Source organism: Ornithinimicrobium sp. F0845 (genome assembly GCF_023015765.1).
Taxonomy (GTDB): Bacteria; Actinomycetota; Actinomycetes; order Actinomycetales; family Dermatophilaceae; genus Ornithinicoccus.
This window is the reverse complement of the sequence record NZ_JALKAL010000002.1, coordinates 322,567-340,139: the sequence shown is the minus strand read 5'-3', so window position 1 is coordinate 340,139 and position 17,573 is coordinate 322,567. Positions and strand designations below refer to the sequence as shown.

The window sequence follows — 17,573 nt, the reverse complement described above, 5'->3', positions numbered from 1 at the left end:
GGACGTGGCCAACGAAGAGCGCATCGCCCTGTTTCTGGACTACGAGAACCTCGCGCTGGGCGCGCGAGACCACCTGGGGGGTGACTTCGAGCTGAAGCCGGTGATGGATGCCCTGGCCGAACGGGGACGCGTCGTCGTGCGCCGGGCGTATGCCGACTGGTCCTACTTCGACGAGGACCGGCGGATGCTGACCCGCGCCCAGGTGGAGCTGATCGAGATGACCCAGCGGATGGGTGCCTCGCGCAAGAACGCCGCAGACATCAAGATGGCGGTGGACGCCATCGAGATGGCCTTCTCCAAGGACTACATCTCGACCTTCGTGATCTGCACTGGGGACAGCGACTTCACGCCGCTGGTGCTGAAGCTGCGCGAGCTGGACAAGCGCGTCATCGGCTTCGGCGTGCGCGACTCGACCTCGAAGATGCTGCCGCCGGCCTGTGACGAGTTCCTCTATTACGACAACCTCGAGGGCGTCGAGCCCGTGCCGACCAAGGAGTCGGCCGCGAACGGCCCGGGCAAGAAGTCCGGAAGGTCACGCAAGAGCACCGCGGAGGAGGGGTCCCGGACCTCGCCACCGGCGGAGGCACCGGCGGAGACAGCGGCGGAGACAGCTGACCCTGGCGACGCCACGGACGAGGCCACGGACGAGTCCGCGGCCCCGGACCTCGCGGTGCTCGTCGCCCAGACGGTCAGCGGCCTGCAGAGCAGTCTGGCGGGCGAGGTCACCGCGTCCGTCCTGAAGAGGACGCTGGTGCGCAAGGACCCCACGTTCAGCGAGGCCGACTACGGCTTCCGGGCCTTTGGCGAGCTGTTGCGTCACCTGGCGGACCGCAACGTCATCGAGCTCTCGGAGGGTCCCGCCAAGGGTGACCCCGAGATCCTGCTGCCCGAGGCCGGGGACAAGGAGGAGGCCTTCGCACTGCTGCGCTCGGTGGTCGACGAGCTCTCCAAGGGGCAGGAGAGCGTGCCCCTGTCCGGGTTGAAGGACCAGCTCCGCCGCAAGGAGCCAGGCTTCTCGGAGAAGAAGCTGGGTTACCGCTCGTTCCTGCAGTTCAGCCGGGCGGCCGCCACAGAAGGCGTCATCACCCTCGACTGGAGCGACATCGACAAGGACTACCTGCTGGAGACGGTGGGCTGAGTCCCCCCACCCACCGAGCACACGGCACACCACCTCAGCTCAGAATCCCCGGCCTGCCCGGGCGTGTCGCCGCGAGTCGCACACACTTTCGATTATTGTGGTCCACAGGTGCCTGCAGGACACCTCGTCCGTCCACAGGCTCGTCCTGGGTCGGGGGAGTGTCGGTGGGGGCATCTAGCGTCTGACAGGACACGGATGAGCACGCGACCCAGTGGGGTCGGGCACGCCGCGGTCGGTCGCCGGTAGGCGCGCCCACCCACGAGTGCGAAGGAGCAGGACATGGCAGCACGACCCAGCAGGCCCAACACGACGGTGCAGCAGATCCAGGGGGACAAGAACAAGGCGCTTGACTCGGTCCTCGCGCAGGTGGAGAAGCAGTATGGCAAGGGCGCCGTGATGCGCCTGGGCGACGACATCCGCCCGCCGATCAAGGTCATCCCGACCGGCTCCATCGCCCTTGATGTGGCGCTCGGGGTCGGCGGCCTCCCGCGCGGCCGCGTGGTGGAGGTGTACGGACCGGAGAGCAGTGGAAAGACAACCGTGGCGCTGCACGCGGTCGCCAACGCCCAGAAGGCCGGCGGGATCGCCGCCTTCATCGACGCCGAGCACGCGCTCGACCCGGAGTATGCGAAGAAGCTCGGGGTCGACACCGACGCGTTGCTCGTCAGCCAGCCCGACACCGGCGAGCAGGCGCTGGAGATCGCGGACATGCTGATCCGCTCCGGCGCGCTGGACATCATCGTTATCGACTCGGTGGCGGCTCTGGTCCCGCGGGCCGAGATCGAGGGAGAGATGGGCGACAGCCACGTCGGCCTTCAGGCCCGCCTGATGTCACAGGCGCTGCGCAAGATCACCGGTGCGCTGAGCACGACCGGCACGACGGCGATATTTATTAACCAGCTCCGTGAAAAAATCGGGGTCATGTTCGGAAGTCCTGAGACGACCACGGGAGGCAAGGCGCTGAAGTTCTACGCCTCCGTCCGGCTGGACGTCCGGCGCATCGAGACGCTCAAGGACGGCACCGACGCTGTCGGCAACCGGACCCGCGTCAAGGTCGTGAAGAACAAGGTCAGCCCGCCGTTCAAGCAGGCCGAGTTCGACATCCTCTACGGCCAGGGGATCTCCCGTGAGGGAGGCCTCATCGACATGGGCGTGGAGCACGGCTTCGTGCGCAAGTCGGGCGCCTGGTACACCTACGAGGGCGACCAGCTCGGTCAGGGCAAGGAGAACGCCCGCCAGTTCCTCAAGGACAACCCTGACCTGGCCGACGAGATCGAGCGCAAGGTCAAGGCCAAGCTGGGCGTGGGTCCGCGGCCCGAGGGTGAGGACGCCATCGACGCCGAGCTGTCGGCCGTGGGCGGTGACCGCGACGTCCCGGCCGGGGTCGACCCGCGGACCGGCGAGGTCTCGGTCAACTTCTGATCAGTATGACGGACGGTCCAGCAGGCAGGTCCGGGGCGAGCGAGCGCTTGGCCCGGGCCCGCCAGGCACTGGAGTCGGCCGAGGCCGGCACGACGCTGGTCGGGGCCGATGCGGCGGCCCGCGACCGGGACGTGCGGGAGCAGGCACGGTCGGACGACGAGCCCGACCCCCACGACGTGGCGCGGAAGATCGCGCTGCGCCAGCTCGAGCTGGCCCCTCGCAGCCGGAAGCAGCTCGAGGACAAGCTCAGGCAGCGCGGCTGCGACGACGGCGTGGCCCGGTCCGTCCTCGACCGTCTGACCGAGGTCGGCCTCGTCGACGACGAGGCCTACGCGCGGATGCTCGTGCGGAGCAGGCAGGAGACGCGCGGCCTGGCACCCCGGGCCTTGACCCAGGAGCTGCGCCGCAAGGGGGTCGCCGACGAGGTCATCGAGGACGCTCTGGCCGACGTAGACCCCGACGACGACGCCGACCGGGCACGCCAACTGGTCGAGAAGCGCCTGCGCACCATGCGTGGTCTCGATCGGCAGGTCCAGACTCGACGGCTGGCCGGTTTCCTGGCCCGCAAGGGCTACGACAGCAGCGTCGCCTACCGGGTGATCCGCGAGGCACTCGACGAGCTGCCCGAGCACCAGCGCGACTGACCCGGGGCCGTGCGCGACGGCCCCGGGTCGGGGTCAGCGTTCCGTGCGGGCACGGTCCCGCGCCGCGCTCGTCACATGTCATCGACCTGCGGCATGATCTCGTTTTTCAGCTGCTTGAGGTCGTCGAGGGTCTTGGAGACCGGCACGTCCTGGAACGGCGGCCACAGCATCGGCATGGTCATGCCGGCCTCCTTGTACCTCTTGAGCTGGTCGGTGATCTGCCGGGCGCTGCCGACCAGCAGGTTGCTGAGCTTGCCCTGGTCGGACTGGTCCACGTCCTCGTCCGTGATCACGAACCAGATCATGCTGGACATCTCCAGGTCGTCCACCGACCGCTCGGTGTCGAGCTTGTCCAGCTCCTCGGCGATGGCAGCGCGCCACGTCCCCATGGCCTCCGGTGAGTCCTGGATCCCGATCCAGCCGGAGAGGTCATACTTCGCGACCCGCTTGGCGGACCGGGCCGGGTCCTTCAGCCCGCTGAAGAAGATCGGCGGGTACGGCTTCTGCACCGGCTTGGCGCCGAACCCGCACCGGTCGAAGTCGGCGAACTCGCCGTGGTACTCGAACACGTCGTTGGTCCAGATGCCCTGCATGATCTCCAGCGTCTCGCGCACGTGGGCGTGGCGCCGGGGGAACAGGTGGGAGGCGCTGGCCGCGGCGAACTCCTCCGGCATCCACCCCGAGCCGACGCCGACGTTGAGCCGGCCGCCGGAGAGCTGGTCGATCGTGGCGAGCTCGGTGGCCAGGACACCGGGTGCCCGGTAGGGGGTGTCGGTGATGCTCATCCCGATCCGCAGCTTGGTCGTCTTCGCCGCAAGCCACGGCAGGAGGGGCCAGCCCTGCAGCCACTCGCCACGGGAGGAGACCGGCAGCTGCGTCGGGAAACCTTCCATCATGCCGAAGGCGTACTGCAGCTCACCCCGGTCGGAGGCCTCCGGGACGACGATGCGGTCCAGGGTCCAGACCGAGTCGAAGTCCAGCTCCTCGGCGAGGTTGGTCAGGTCCTCCAGTTCCTGGACGGTCACCTTGTCACGGAAGTTGGGCAGGTAGAGAGCGAGCTTCATTGCGGGTCTCCTTGTGGGGTTGGGGTATCACGGGTGGTGCGGACTAGACGGGCGGCTCCTGCGTAGTGCCTGGGGCCGACCCGGTGTGGGCCTCAGCCTGCAGCTGGTCGCGAAGCTCGCGCTTGACGACCTTGCCGTAGTTGTTGGTGGGCAGGGCGTCGAGGAAGCGGTACTCCTTGGGCCGCTTGTAGCGGGCGAGGCGGTCCAGGCACGCTGCGTCGAGCTCCGCCGGGCTGGGTGGCTTGGTCCCGTCGCTGGGGACGACGAAGGCGACCAGCGCCTCCCCCCACTCCGCGTCCGGGCGGCCCGTGACGGCGACCGCCTCCACCGCAGGGTGGTGCAGCAGCGCCTCCTCCACCTCGCGGGGATAGATGTTCATGCCCCCGCTGATCACCAGGTCCTTGGACCGGTCGTGCAGGGTCAGGTAGCCGTCCTCGTCGAAGGCGCCGATGTCGCCGGTGTGCAGCCAGCCGCCCCGCAGCGTCTCCGCGGTCGCTTCCGGCTCCTCCCAGTAGCCGGGCATCACCACCTCGCCCCGGACCAGCACCTCCCCGAGCTCGCCGACCGGCACGTCGACGTCCTGCTCGTCCACCACGCGGACCTCCACGTCGGTGCGGGGCACACCGACGCTCTGCAGGTGCTGCTCGAAGCGGGGATGGTCCCGGGCGGCGTGGTCGGCCTTGGACAGCCCGGTGATGGTCATGGGCGCCTCGCCCTGCCCGTAGATCTGCGCGAACTTGGGGCCGATCACGTCCAGGGCGTACTGCAGGTCGGCGAGGTACATCGGCGCGCCGCCGTAGATGATCGTGCGCGCATGATCCAGGTTCGCGTTGACCACGTGGGGGTCGGTGGCCAGGCGGCGCACCATGGTGGGCGCCGCGAAGAGGGACATCCCGGACCACCTGTCAAGCAGCCACGCGATCTCCTCACCGTCGACACCACCGGAGATCGGGATGACGCTGGTCGCGCCCTTGGCGACGTGGGGCAGCCCGTACAGGCCGGCGCCGTGCGACAGGGGCGCGGACTGCAGGATGCTGTCCCGCGGGGTCACGCTGTCGACGTCGGCGAAGTAGCTCAGCGAGGCCATCAGCAGGTTGCGGAAGGTGAGTGTGGCCCCTTTGGGCCGGCCCGTCGTGCCGCTGGTGTAGAACAGCCAGGCCGCGTCGCCGGGTGCGCGGTCGACGAGCGGGCCAGCGGCGGAGGCCAGCAGCCGCTGCCAGTCCTCGCCGGGGGCGACGACCACGGTGCGGAGCGAGGGGACCTCCCCGACCAGGGAGGAGATGTCCTCGGCGTGCTCCTCGTCGGCCACCACCACCGATGTCCCGCTGTGGCTGAGCACGAAGGCGATCTCGTCCCGGTGGAGACGCGCGTTGACCGGCACCGCCACCAGCCCTGCCCGCCAGATCGCGAACTGCGCCTCCAGATACTCCGGCCGGTTGCGCATGATGATCGCGACCCGGTCGCCGGTCGACAGGCCCAGCAGCTCGCGCAGCCCGGTGGACAGCGCAGCCGAGCGGGCGGCCCAGTCACGCCAGGTCGCGTGGACCCGCGCCCCGTCGGCGATCGCCGCGTGGTCGGGGAGCTGGCGGGCGTTGCGGTCCAGCCACGTCGCGACGTTCATCGGCCCGCGCCGCGAGCGCCGAGGCTGACTTTCATCAGCGGCGTGACGATCGTCAGGAGAAGGTGCACGGTCACGGACATGGCGGCATCGTAGTGTAATGCGGATCACACCTGAGAGGGCCCGTGCGCTCCTGGTCACCCACGACCACGGGGTCCTCGCCACCGTGCACCCCGAGCGCGGTGTGGACGCCGTGCCGGTGATCTACGCCGTGGACGAGGATCTGGTCGGGATCCCCGTCGACCGGGTGAAGCCCAAGACCGGCACGACCCTGCAGCGTGAGCGCAACCTGCAAGCCGACCCGCGCGCCACGCTGCTCATCGAGCACTGGGACCCGGCGGACTGGTCCGCCCTGTGGTGGGTGAGGGCCTCCCTGCACCGGGAGTCAGATCCCCCCGACAGGGTCACACAGAGGCTTGAGGAACTGCTCGCCGCCAGCTACGTGCAGTATCACGACCGGCCGTTCTCGCACCTGCTGGTCCTGCGCGTCGTGGCGCTCAGCGGGTGGTCCGGGGAGCGGTCCGGCGGGTCCGGCTGACCACCAGGCCCGGCTGACCAACCGGGACCGATGGACCACCGGCCCCGGCCGACCATCGGGCCCAGCGAGGCGTCAGTCCTCGAGGTCCTCGTCGTCAGAGACGTAGTGCATCGCGGACCCCTCCGGAGAGCCATCCGGGTTGCCGGTGGACCGAGCGACCATGTCCTTCTCGGTGTCCTGGCCCTGACCCTCGTCCGGGGCCACGAGGCGATCCGCACGCTCGCTGGACTCGCCATACCAGTCCCGCTCCGCATCGATCGAGTCCGGGTCGTCGCCGCCGACCCGCGGGTCGGCGTCCAGGCCGCTCTCGTTGTCCGGGGCGCCGTAGGCGGAGTGCGGGTCCGGCACCTCCTGCATGATGCGCTGGTCGATCGTCTCCTCCGACTGCTGCTCCTCGGCCGTCGTGCCGAAGGCGAGGGAGCCGTGCAGCCGGTCGGGCGTCTGGTAGCCGACGTCGAGCGGGTCGCGGTCACCGACCAGGGTGTCTTCCGGCTGGAGCTGGTCCTCGTCGTCCAGGCTGTAGGTGCCGTACTCACCGTCGAGGTTCTCCCGATTGGGCTGATCACTCATGCGGTCACTCCTTCCGTTCCTGACGAGCCTAGACCCGGGCATGGCAGTCTGCCTTCCATGGGCACAGAGCACTTCGACAGCAAGGCCGCCGACTGGGACAAGGACCCGGCCAAGGTCAGCAGGGCGCAGGAGATCGGGGCGGCGGTCGCCGAGTCCGTGCCCCTGGCTCCTGGGACCAGGCTGCTGGAGTATGGCGCGGGCACGGGGCTGGTGACCCAGGCTCTCCGCGACCGCGTGGGCCAGGTGGTGCTGGCGGACAACTCGGCGGGGATGCGGCAGGTCATCGAGGAGAAGATCGCCGCGGGGCTCCTCCCTGACGCAGTCGTGTGGAACCTCGACCTGGAGCGCCACCCCGTCCCGGACGAGCAGTTCGACCTCGTGGTCACCGCGCTGGTGCTGCACCACGTCCGTGACCTGCCGACCGTCCTGAGCGGGTTCGCGGCCCTGCTGCGCCCGGGCGGGCACCTGTGCATCGCCGACCTCGACCGGGAGGACGGCTCCTTCCACCAGCATGACTTCGACGGGCACCACGGCTTCGACCGCACAGACTTGAGCGAGGCGCTGCGCGCTGCGGGTTTCGCTGAGGTCCGCGTCGAGGACTGCACCACGATCTTCAAGGAGGGCGCGTCCTACCAGGTATTCCTGGCGACGGCGATGCGCTCGTGATGGTCGTCGTCGCCGGGGCCTGATCCGAGCGGCTTCCCGGTTACCCTGTTCAGTGCCATGGACACCGCTGTGAAGACCTACGACGTGCGCACCCACGGGTGCCAGATGAACGTGCACGACTCCGAGCGCCTCTCCGGCCTGCTGGAGACCGCCGGCTATGTCGAGCTGGAGAGCCTGCCCGCCGAGCAGCGCCCCGACGTCGCCGACGTCGTCGTCTTCAACACCTGCGCCGTGCGGGAGAACGCCGCCAACAAGCTCTACGGCAACCTGGGGCAGCTGCGCCCCGCCAAGCTCAGGAACCCCGACATGCAGATCGCCGTCGGCGGGTGCCTGGCGCAGAAGGACCGCAGCACCATCGTGGAGAAGGCACCCTGGGTGGACGTCGTCTTCGGCACCCACAACATCGGGTCGCTGCCGGCCCTGCTGGACCGGGCCCGGCACAACAAGGAGGCGGAGGTCGAGATCCTCGAGTCCCTCGAGACCTTCCCCTCGACCCTGCCCACCCGGCGTGACTCGGCATACTCAGCCTGGGTGTCCATCTCGGTCGGCTGCAACAACACCTGCACCTTCTGCATCGTCCCCAGCCTGCGCGGCAAGGAGAAGGACCGTCGCCCGGGCGAGGTGCTCGCCGAGATCAAGGCCCTGGTCGCCCAGGGTGTCGTCGAGGTGACCCTGCTCGGGCAGAACGTCAACACCTACGGGGTGGAGTTCGGCGACCGGCTCGCGTTCGGCAAGCTGCTGCGCGCCTGCGGTGAGATCGAGGGCCTGGAGCGGGTCCGCTTCACCAGCCCGCACCCGGCGGCGTTCACCGACGACGTGATCACCGCCATGGCGCAGACGCCGAACGTCATGCCCAGCCTGCACATGCCGCTGCAGTCCGGCTCGGACAAGGTCCTCAAGGACATGCGGCGCTCCTACCGCAGCACCAGGTTCCTGGGCATCCTGGACCGGGTGCGGGAGCAGGTCCCGGACGCTGCCATCACGACCGACCTGATCATCGGCTTCCCCGGCGAGACCGAGGAGGACTTCCAGGAGACCCTGCGGATGGTCCGCGCCTCTCGCTTCTCCTCGGCCTTCACCTTCCAGTACTCCATCCGCCCCGGGACCCCCGCCGCCGAGATGGACGGACAGGTGCCCAAGGCCGTTGTGCAGGACCGGTTCGACCGGCTGATCGCGGTGCAGGAGGAGGTCTCCTGGGCCGGCAACCGTGAGATCGAGGGTCGCGAGGTCGAGGTCCTCGTCGCGCCGGGCGAGGGCCGCAAGGACGCCGAGACCCAGCGTCTGTCCGGTCGTGCCCGCGACAACCGGCTCGTCCACTTCGCCGTGCCGGAGGGTGCCGAGGTGCCTCGCCCCGGCGACATGGTGACCGTGGCGGTCACCTACGGCGCGCCCCACCACCTGGTCGCCGACTCCGGTGTCCAGGGCGGGCAGTATGCCGTGCGCCGCACCCGGGGCGGCGACGCCTGGGAGGCACTGCAGGACAAGCCCGGCTCGGGTCGTCCCGCCGTCAGCCTCGGGATCCCCGGCATCGGGAAGCCCGCGACGCCGCAGATCGCCTCCGCTCCATGCGCGGTCTCCTGACGCTCCCCGCGCGGTCTCCTGACGCTCCCCGCGCAGTCTCCTGATCCGGACGCTCACCGGCTGAGCGAAGTCTCCCCGGTGAGCCTGGACAGCTTCTCGGGGTTGCGGACCCCGTAGAGCCCGGTGATCCGGCCGTCCAGCACGGCGAAGGCCAGCACGCTGTCGACCTCGCCGTCGAGCCGGGCGAGGAGCGCCGGCCACCCGTTGAGCTCCAACGTCTCGAAGGTGAGCCGGTCGCCGAACCGGGTCAGCCCGGCAAGGTAGAGCTTGGCCACCTTGTCCGCTCCCTGGACCGGTTGCGGCAGGGCCTGCTTGATGCCGCCGCCGTCGGCGAGCGCGACGACGTCGGGAGCGAGGGTGTCGGCCAGAGCCTGCAGGTCCCCGGTCTCCAGCGCGCGGCGGAAGGCCACGACGGCGTCCTCCGCCTCGGCGCGGGAGACGTCGGCGCGGGGTCGGCGCGAGGTGACGTGCGAGCGTGCCCTGTGCGCGATCTGGCGCACCGCGTCCTGGCTCTTGTCCACTGCGACGGCGAGCTCGTCATACTCCAGGCCGAACACCTCACGCAGCACGAAGACCGCCCGTTCGGTCGGAGAGAGCGTCTCGAGCACGAGGAGCATGGCCATCGAGACGCTCTCGGCGAGCTCGACATCCTCCGCGACGTCGCGGGTGGTGACCAGCGGCTCGGGCAGCCACGGCCCGACATACTCCTCGCGTCTGCGGCTGACTGACCGGAGGTGGTCCAGCGCCGTCCGGGTGACGATCCGCACCAGGTAGGCGCGCGGGTTGTGGACCTCCTCCTGGTCGACCGCGTCCCACTTCAGCCAGGCGTCCTGCACGACGTCCTCGGCGTCGGCGGCAGAGCCGAGCAGCTCATAGGCGACGGTGAAGAGCAGGTTGCGGTGGTCGGCGAACGGGTCGACGCTGGTGTCAGCGCTCATGCGCTGGACGGTACCGGGGTCGCCTCGGCGGGGCGTCCGGACAGCGGGGGCAGGCCGCAGGCCTCGGCGAACTCCTCCGAGCGGATCCCCAGGGCGATGTTGCTGCGGGCGCTGTAGTTCGCGAACCCGGCCCGAGCGGTCAGCTCGACCAGTCCCGCCGGCCCGAGGTCGTCCAGGAGCGCCGCGGCCAGCTCGTCGGTGACGGTGACCGGGGCCGTGCACATGGCCTCGGCATACTCCATGACCCGCCGCTCGAGCGGGGTGAACACGGTGGACTCACGCCACTGCGGCACCTCGCGCGCCTTGACCTCGTCCAGCCCCTTGTGGTGGGACATGTAGTAGCCCAGGTCGAGGCAGAAGCTGCAGCCGACCGCGGCTGAGGCTGCCATCGAGGCGTAGGTCGCCAGGTTGGGGTCCAGCTTGTCCCAGGCCTCGACCTTGCGGCCGAAGCCCATCCCGTCCTTGAAGACCTGCTTGTGGTGCCACATCACGCCGATGGATTCCGGCGTCGTGCCGAACATCCGCTGGGTCATGATCTTGACAAAACGTCCGAACATGCCCGTGACCTCTGCCGGCGGGATCCTCGTGGTGCTCATGTCGTTTCCTCCTGTGGGTTCTCGTCGGATACCCATGGGACGCCGCGCGGGGTCCTGCTGTGACAAGCCGGCCACAACTCGTCCTGCCAGGGTGGTGTTAGCGTCGCTCGATGGCGAGGTGCCGGCAGGGAGGCGATCGATCGTGACCTGGCGCGAGGTCGGCCACGCGGAGCTGGTGCGGATCTCCGGGGACGACCCGTACGTGAGGATGACGTGCGGTCCGGTGACCGTCGGGGTGGTGGGAGAGCACGGGTGGGCCGCGATGCACCGGTGGCGCCCCACGGGCCACTGGGGCGGTCTCGCCGTGGTCCGTCCGGGGGCGCCGGATGACGCCGAGTCCACGGCCCTGGCGGCGCTGCTGGAGACCGCACCGGACTTCCCGCTCGAGTGGTTCTCCACCGCTGAGGGGCGGGACCTGCGCCTGCCCGCCGGGTTCGAGCCCACCGGGGCGGGCCGTTGGGACTTCCTCAGCACGAGGACGGCCCCGTCGCCGCTCCCGCTGCCCGAGGGTCTGGATCTGGTGACCCTCGACGACGCCACGGACGCGGAACGTCTGCAGGCCTTCGGCACGACTCACAACGACGGCTTCGAGGGCTTTCCGGGGCACGGCTTCAGTCTGCGGTGGCGCACGGTCGTCGACGCACAGGGAGACCTGCTGGCCATCGGAGCGCTGCACGAGCTGGACACCGGGCTGCCCCACCTCTCGGGTCTGGTCGTCCACCAGGATCAACGCGGGCGTGGCCTCGGCCGGTTGCTCACGGTCGACCTGACCAGGGCGGCGCTGCGACAGCACGGTGTCTGCACCCTCGGCGTGTTCAGCGACAACCTCGCTGCGATCGGGCTCTACCGCTCACTGGGCTACACGACCCACCACCACTTCCACACCCGGGACTTCGTGCCGGTCCGGCGCTCACCGGAGGAGCGGTCTGGGCGCGGGACGTCGTGATCGCTGCCCGAGGCGCGGGACGTCGTCATCGTCGCTGCCCGAGGCGCGGGACGTCGTGATCGTCGCCGCCCGGGCAACTTTGCCTGGTGGGCGGCTGGCTCGCGGTGCTACCGTCGAACTGTGCATCAGATGCCCCAGGTCACCACGACGCCGGATCCCTCCGGCGCCGCGATGGCCTGACCGCTGTCACCGTTACACAAGCCCCGGAGCACGCTCCGGGGCTTTTATGTCTCCCGAAGCGGCTCCCCTCCCCGAAGGAGCTGACCGTGAACCTCGATCACCGTGACCTCAACGCAGACCTGCAGATCTTCGCCACCGATCCGATGATCGGGTCCGGGCTGCCGCTCTGGCTCCCGAACGGTGCCGCGATCCGCGACGAGCTGCACCGCCTGGCCAAGGACATCGCGCACGCGGACGGGTGCGTCGACGTGCACAGCCCGGTGCTGGCCAAACCGGAGCTGTTCGAGCGCTCCGGGCACCTGGCGAAGTTCGCCGACGACATGTTCCCCGTGATGGACGTGGGGGAGGACGGGCTCGTGCTGCGGCCGGCGAACTGTCCGCACCATGCGCTCATCTATGCCAGCACCCAGCGGTCCTACCGCGAGCTCCCGCTCCGGCTCAACGAGCTGGCGCCGATGTTCCGGGCCGAGCGCTCCGGTGTGCTGTCCGGGCTGAGCAGGGTGCGGCAGATCAACCTTGACGACACCCACGTCTTCTGTCGTCCGGACCAGGTGGCCGAGGAGGTGTCCCGGGCCCTGCGGTCGGCCATCCGTGCCCAGCGCACCCTGGGGCTCGACATCGACTACGTGCGGCTCTCCGTGCGGGACGACGGTCCGGGCTGGCTGGGCGGGGCCGAGCAGTGGGCCGCCGCGGAGCGGGCGCTGCGTGGTGCGGCCGAGGAGGTGTTGAGCGAGGGCCTCGCGCTGGAGATCGGCGTTGGCGAGGCCGCGTTCTACGGCCCCAAGCTCGACCTGCAGGTCCGTGACGGGCGAGGCCACGAGGAGACCATCGCCACCGTCCAGCTCGACTTCACCCTGCCCGAGCGCTTCGACCTGACCTATGCCACCAGCGACGGGAGCCAGGTGCGTGTCGTGATGATCCACCGTGGCACCGTCGGGTCGATGGAGCGGGTCGTCGCCGCGCTGCTGGAGCACCACCAGGGACGGCTGCCGTTCTGGCTGGCCCCGGTCCAGCTCGCCGTCCTGCCGCTCGGCCCGGGCCAGGACGGGGCCGCCCGCGACCTGGCGGATCGGGCGAGGGTTGCCGGCCTGCGCGTGCGGGTCGACCACGAGGGGACCCTGGGTGGGCGGATCCGTGCCTCCCGCATCAGGCGGGACGCCCTGTTCGCCGTGATCGGCCCGGAGGAGCAGGCCCGCGGGGCGGTCCAGGTCAACGACGTCGGCCACCGGGTCCAGCGCCGGGTCGGCGTCGAGGCGCTGGTGAGCCTGTTGCGCGAGGCGCATCAGTCCAGGCTGTCGGCTCCCGCCTGGCCCGGATGAGCGCGGAGGACCCACTCCACCGTCCGGCCGCGCGGCACCGCCCCGTGGCGGGCAGCGAGCGGATGCGAGTCACGATTGGTCACGTCGGTCTCGGTCACCACGTGGGTCACGCCACGCTGAGCCAGCGTCGTCGCCGCGGCTCCCAGCAGCGCTGGTCCGAGTCGGGTCCGGCGCCACTCCGGTCGCACGCCGACGCAGCCGAGCCTCGGCAGAGGCCGGCGGTTCCACACCCGGATCAACCCGTCGTAGGAACCGGTGCCGCCGTCCACTGCGACGAGGTAGAGCTCGGGGTCGAACTCGTCGTCGTCCAGGGAGTCCCGCAGCTCGGTCACCGTGCCCCACCACGCCCCCGTGCCGGGGATCTGGGCTCGGATGGCGTTGTCCAGCGCCGTGACCCTGGCCAGGTCGCACTCCGTGACCGGCACCAGGTCGTGGTGGGCGCTCCGGATAGTGCTGCGCAGACCACCGACCGGGACCTCCCACAACTGCTCGGTGCGGTGCGCCTCGAAGCCCAGTCCCGACAGGAGTGCACCAGCAGGCCCCTCGTCGAGGGAGAGCAGCGCCGGGGCGACACCGTCGGGCAGCGTGGCGACCAGGCTGGCCCATGTCGCAGGATCCTCCGGCAGCCGCAGGGACCACTGACCGTCGGGGCGGCGGACGGCGCGGGCCTCGTGCGGCGGAGCACCCCAGGTGACAACTCTCATCCCGACCCAGCCTGGCAGGAGCGGGTGCAGTGGCCAACAGGTTTGACTGTCTTGGGCGGACGAAACCGCTCCACAAGGGTGGTGGTCAGCCAACAAAGGGGGGGTCAGCGGGTCTCGGACCCGTCTTCGAGCGCCTCGCTGTTCATCGAGCCGGTTGCAGTCGGCCCGAGGAACGCTTGGGCGCTCGAAGACGCGTCGGCAAGTCCGGTGTCGTCTCCCAGGCGATAGCGCTCGAAGCAGCGGGCGCAGGCGCAGAGCTCGAGCCGGTGGGTGGTCCCGGCGTTCCACTGGCTCCCCGGCCGGTAGAGCGGCTCGGCCTCCCAGCGTGGGAACGCCCACGTGGGGACCAGCAGCGGCTCGGGGTCGATGTCGCCCGCACCGCGGCAGCAGGGGCAGGCGGAGTAGCCGCGGTCCCCGCCCTGGTGGGACACCTCACGGTGCCGGCAGGTGCGGCAGACGTGCAGCAGGACGCTCACGGTGCGACGTCCGGCTGGACCGGCATGAGGAGGGACACGAGCTGGCCGTCGAGGTCGCGCAGCGCCAGCGGGGCGATCTCGCCCTCCGCCGGCAGCACGGCATACCCCTCCCCGAGCGTGCTGGCCGCCTCCCAGAGGAAGGCACGGTCGAGCAGCAGGCCCGTCGCGTCGGTCACCCCCGTGCGGTCCAGGTGCACGTGCCGCTCCGCACGTCCGGACAGACCAGCCAGTATGTCGGCCACCGGGACCTGCGTGGACGTCACCCGGGTGGAGCCCGGGTCGTGCAGCAACCTGCGGTAGTCGGGGAAGTCCAAGTCCAGGCAGTCTCCGTCGACCACGGCGCCGCCGGGGAGGGTCGCCGAGAACCGCGCGGGGGAGATCCGCAGGGTCACGTGCACCGTGCGTTCTTCCCCGGTCGTCCGTGGCGTCTCCCAGAGTGCCCTGCGGACCTGGTCGGCCAGCGCGGTCGGGAGCAGCGACATACTGCCCTCGTCGTGACCGCCCGGGGCGCCCTCGACCTCGGCGACCGCCAGGCGGTAGCGGTCCGTGGCCACCAGCCGAACGCCGTCGGGGTGCGGCTCGAGCAGGACCGCGCAGAGCATCGGGTAGTCGGGGTCGGAGGACGCGGCATACCGGACGCCGTCGAGAGCCCTTGCCAGCGCGGCCGCCCCGACGCGGATCTCGACCGGCGCGTGGCGCGGGCCGGCCAGCAGCCCGGTCAGCCGGGCCACCTCGCGCCGAGCGTCGGACAGACCGTCCTCGAGCCGGCGCAGGTGGGCGGTGAGCAGGTCCTCGGCGGCGGCCGTGTCCGGCAGCGACTCCTGCACCGCGGTCATCTCGGCCAGGGGCAACCCGATCCTGCGCATCCCCGCGATCAGGCGCGCGTCGTGCACGTGCGCGGGGGAGTAGCGGCGGTAGCCGGTCGCCGGATCGACGGCGGCGGGCGTCAGCACCCCCTGACGGTCGTAGAACCGCAGGGCGCTCACGGTCAGGCCGCTGGCGCGGGAGAGCTCGCCGATGGGCAGGAGGCGGTGGTCGTCGGTCACTCGACCACTGTGAGCCCTCACCCTGGTGGAGAGTCAAGCGGGACAGGGGTGCTCCGGGCGTGCGCGACCAGGACGCCGCACCTAGCGTGGACAGCGAACCGACCGACCCGGCACGAGGAGGGCAGGATCATGACCGAAGCACCCGTGGCCCAGCAGGCGGCGCAGATGCCCACGGCCGAGAAGGGTGGCTTCCCCGCGCAGCGGCAGGAGCTCCCGGGCAGCACGACAGCGATGGACCCGGTGCCCGACCACGGCGAGGACACCTACGAGGGCAACGGCAAGCTCGAGGGGCTCCGGGCGGTGGTCACCGGTGGCGACTCCGGGATCGGCCGGGCCGTCGCCATCGCCTTCGCCCGGGAGGGCGCAGACGTGGTCCTGTCCTACATGGAGGAGGAGCAGGAGGACGCCGAGGACACCGCCGAGTGGGTCCGCAAGGCCGGCCGCACCGCCGTGCTGTGTCCTGGTGACATCACCCAGGAGCAGGTCTGCCAGGAGGTGATCGACGCCGCGGTCAGGGAGCTCGGCGGGCTGGACATCCTGGTCAACAACGCGGGGGTCCAGGGGGCCCGGGACGACGGCCTGGAGGAGATGAGCTCCGAACGCATCGACCGCACCTTCAAGACCAACCTCTATGCCCTGCTCTGGCTGACCAGGGCGGCGCTGCCGCACCTGGGCAAGGGGGCGAGCATCATCAACGTCAGCTCGATCCAGGCCTACGAGCCGTCACCGACCCTGCTGGACTACGCGGCGACCAAGGCGGCGATCAACAACTTCACCGTCAACCTGGCCTCCGAGGTGGGGAAGCGCGGGATCCGCGTCAATGCGGTGGCCCCCGGCCCGATCTGGACGCCCCTGCAGCCGGCCACCAAGCCCGCGGAGAGCATCGAGAGCTTCGGCGCGGACACCCCGCTGGGTCGGGCCGGGCAGCCCTCCGAGGTCGCCCCAGCCTTCGTCTTCCTGGCCTCGCCCAAGGACGCGAGCTATGTCTCGGGGACGGTGCTGGGCGTGACCGGCGGAAAACCCGTCTTCTAGAGCGGCCAGGACGGTGCCCCGGCTGCGACGCGCCGACCCCGATGCCCCTGGCATCACCCGGCGCCGGCGTGGCCGGGGTTTCAGCTATACCGGACCCACGGGACGCAGGATCAGCGCTGCGGACCGGGAGCGGGTTGAGAAGCTGGTGATCCCGCCCGCGTGGCAGGACGTCTGGATCTGCCCGGACGAGCTGGGGCACATCCAGGCGATCGGCACCGACGACGCTGGCCGGCGGCAGTACCTCTACCACTCCCAGTGGTCGCAGCAGCAGGCCGACGCCAAGCACGACCGTGTCGTGGCGATGGCCCGCCGCCTGCCCAAGGTGCGGGCCCAGATCACCAAGGACCTGCGTGCCGACGGGCTCACCTCCGACCGGGTGCTGGCCGGGGCGCTGCGGATGCTGGACAGCGGCGCGTTCCGCACCGGCGGCGAGGAGTATGCCGAGGAGCACGAGACCCACGGCGTCGCCACCCTGCTGCGCAGCCACGTGGCGGTGCGCAAGCAGGCGGTCAGGTTCACCTTCGTGGCCAAGGGTGGTCTCGAGCGAGACGTCACCCTGCACGACAAGGACCTGTCAGAGCTGGTCAAGGCCCTCCGGCGGGCCCGCACCGGCTCGGACCGGCTGTTCTGCTACCGACCGGCCGCGGGCGGGGACTGGCGTGAGGTGCACGCGGAGGACATCAACGCACGCTTCAAGGAGCTCGCGGGGGAGGAGTGCTCGGTCAAGGACCTGCGCACCTGGCAGGCCACCGTGCGCGCCGCCCTCTACCTCGCGGGAGCGCAGGAGTCGGCCAGCGACACCGAGCGGCGCCGCATCCTGCGCGAGGTGATGAGCCGGGTCGCCGACGACCTGGGCAACACCCCGGCCGTGGCGCGCGGGTCCTACGTCGACCCGCGCGTGGTGACCGCCCAGGAGAAGGGGCGGACCATCGGGGCGGCCATCGACCGTGTCGGGTCAGACAACCTGGACCGCCCGCGCGTGCGCGCCAAGCTGGAGCGCGCCGTCATCCGCCTGCTGGCCACCAGCTGAAGGGCGGGTTCCTGCGAGTCCTCTCACCAGTCCGGACGGGCGACGCGGCGAGGCAGGTGCATCAG

Annotated in this window: 18 protein-coding genes; 10 read left to right on the top strand and 8 right to left on the bottom strand. The window is 70.6% G+C overall.

All coding sequences use genetic code 11. The features are described 5' to 3' along the window. Positions 1–4 precede the first annotated feature (4 nt). The 3 genes from MWU75_RS04855 (at position 5) to MWU75_RS04845 (ending at position 3,204) form a co-directional block, all read left to right on the top strand. A complete protein-coding gene (locus MWU75_RS04855) occupies positions 5–1,138 on the top strand; it encodes a PIN domain-containing protein (RefSeq protein WP_247088598.1) in 1,134 nt (377 codons plus the stop codon). Between the two features lie 279 nt (positions 1,139–1,417). After that, positions 1,418–2,560 (top strand): recombinase RecA, encoded by a 1,143-nt coding sequence (gene recA / locus MWU75_RS04850; protein ID WP_247088596.1) that lies wholly within the window; start codon positions 1,418–1,420, stop codon positions 2,558–2,560. A 5-nt stretch (positions 2,561–2,565) separates the two neighbouring features. Then, on the top strand, positions 2,566–3,204 hold the full coding sequence (locus MWU75_RS04845) for a regulatory protein RecX (protein ID WP_247088594.1): 639 nt from the start codon (positions 2,566–2,568) through the stop codon (positions 3,202–3,204). A 71-nt stretch (positions 3,205–3,275) separates the two neighbouring features. On the opposite strand, the gene MWU75_RS04840 is transcribed toward MWU75_RS04845, so the two are convergent. Both MWU75_RS04840 and MWU75_RS04835 read right to left on the bottom strand, forming a co-directional pair. Further along, positions 3,276–4,268, bottom strand: a complete 993-nt coding sequence (locus MWU75_RS04840; protein ID WP_247088592.1) for an LLM class flavin-dependent oxidoreductase — start codon at positions 4,266–4,268, stop codon at positions 3,276–3,278. A gap of 43 nt (positions 4,269–4,311) precedes the next feature. Next, positions 4,312–5,889, bottom strand: coding sequence for an AMP-binding protein (locus MWU75_RS04835; RefSeq protein ID WP_247088590.1), 1,578 nt, complete (start codon positions 5,887–5,889; stop codon positions 4,312–4,314). 97 nt (positions 5,890–5,986) lie between these two features. Between MWU75_RS04835 and MWU75_RS04830 the strand changes: the two genes are divergently transcribed. Continuing rightward, complete coding sequence (locus MWU75_RS04830) at positions 5,987–6,424, top strand: pyridoxamine 5'-phosphate oxidase family protein (RefSeq protein ID WP_247088588.1); 438 nt, start codon at positions 5,987–5,989, stop codon at positions 6,422–6,424. Positions 6,425–6,496: 72 nt separating this feature from the next. On the opposite strand, the gene MWU75_RS04825 is transcribed toward MWU75_RS04830, so the two are convergent. After that, the gene (locus MWU75_RS04825; RefSeq protein ID WP_247088586.1) at positions 6,497–6,994 is read right to left on the bottom strand and encodes a DUF5709 domain-containing protein; all 498 of its coding nucleotides are present in this window, start codon (positions 6,992–6,994) and stop codon (positions 6,497–6,499) included. A 57-nt stretch (positions 6,995–7,051) separates the two neighbouring features. On the opposite strand from MWU75_RS04825, the gene MWU75_RS04820 reads away from it, so the two are divergent. Then, the gene (locus MWU75_RS04820) at positions 7,052–7,660 is read left to right on the top strand and encodes a methyltransferase domain-containing protein (protein ID WP_247088584.1); all 609 of its coding nucleotides are present in this window, start codon (positions 7,052–7,054) and stop codon (positions 7,658–7,660) included. Positions 7,661–7,717: 57 nt separating this feature from the next. Beyond that, positions 7,718–9,241 (top strand): tRNA (N6-isopentenyl adenosine(37)-C2)-methylthiotransferase MiaB, encoded by a 1,524-nt coding sequence (miaB, locus tag MWU75_RS04815; protein WP_247088583.1) that lies wholly within the window; start codon positions 7,718–7,720, stop codon positions 9,239–9,241. Between the two features lie 53 nt (positions 9,242–9,294). Here miaB and MWU75_RS04810 read toward each other — a convergent pair whose 3' ends face one another. After that, on the bottom strand, positions 9,295–10,179 hold the full coding sequence (locus tag MWU75_RS04810; RefSeq protein ID WP_247088581.1) for an RNA polymerase sigma-70 factor: 885 nt from the start codon (positions 10,177–10,179) through the stop codon (positions 9,295–9,297). Beyond that, positions 10,176–10,775 carry a carboxymuconolactone decarboxylase family protein gene (locus MWU75_RS04805; RefSeq protein ID WP_247088580.1) on the bottom strand — a complete coding sequence of 200 codons (600 nt, stop codon included), beginning with the start codon at positions 10,773–10,775 and terminating at the stop codon, positions 10,176–10,178. Before MWU75_RS04805 ends, MWU75_RS04810 begins: the two co-directional genes overlap by 4 nt. Positions 10,776–10,917: 142 nt before the next feature. On the opposite strand from MWU75_RS04805, the gene MWU75_RS04800 reads away from it, so the two are divergent. Beyond that, complete coding sequence (locus MWU75_RS04800; protein ID WP_247088579.1) at positions 10,918–11,721, top strand: GNAT family N-acetyltransferase; 804 nt, start codon at positions 10,918–10,920, stop codon at positions 11,719–11,721. 266 nt (positions 11,722–11,987) lie between these two features. Then, entirely contained in the window at positions 11,988–13,220 is a 1,233-nt protein-coding gene (gene thrS, locus MWU75_RS04795) for a threonine--tRNA ligase (protein WP_247088578.1), read from the top strand. Here thrS and MWU75_RS04790 read toward each other — a convergent pair. The 3 genes from MWU75_RS04790 to MWU75_RS04780 form a co-directional block, all read right to left on the bottom strand. Next, positions 13,184–13,924: a GNAT family N-acetyltransferase gene (locus tag MWU75_RS04790; protein ID WP_247088577.1), complete on the bottom strand. Its 741-nt coding sequence runs from the start codon at positions 13,922–13,924 to the stop codon at positions 13,184–13,186. The two genes, thrS and MWU75_RS04790, sit on opposite strands and share 37 nt — an antisense overlap. 104 nt (positions 13,925–14,028) lie before the next feature. Continuing rightward, a complete protein-coding gene (locus MWU75_RS04785; RefSeq protein WP_247088576.1) occupies positions 14,029–14,400 on the bottom strand; it encodes a hypothetical protein in 372 nt (123 codons plus the stop codon). Beyond that, on the bottom strand, positions 14,397–15,446 hold the full coding sequence (locus MWU75_RS04780; protein ID WP_247088575.1) for a MerR family transcriptional regulator: 1,050 nt from the start codon (positions 15,444–15,446) through the stop codon (positions 14,397–14,399). The genes MWU75_RS04785 and MWU75_RS04780 overlap by 4 nt, the downstream gene beginning before the upstream one ends. Positions 15,447–15,575: 129 nt before the next feature. Between MWU75_RS04780 and MWU75_RS04775 the strand changes: the two genes are divergently transcribed. Next, positions 15,576–16,478 carry an SDR family oxidoreductase gene (locus tag MWU75_RS04775; protein ID WP_247088573.1) on the top strand — a complete coding sequence of 301 codons (903 nt, stop codon included), beginning with the start codon at positions 15,576–15,578 and terminating at the stop codon, positions 16,476–16,478. Positions 16,479–16,491: 13 nt separating this feature from the next. Next, a complete protein-coding gene (locus MWU75_RS04770; protein ID WP_247088571.1) occupies positions 16,492–17,508 on the top strand; it encodes a DNA topoisomerase IB in 1,017 nt (338 codons plus the stop codon). The last annotated feature ends 65 nt before the right edge of the window (positions 17,509–17,573 follow it).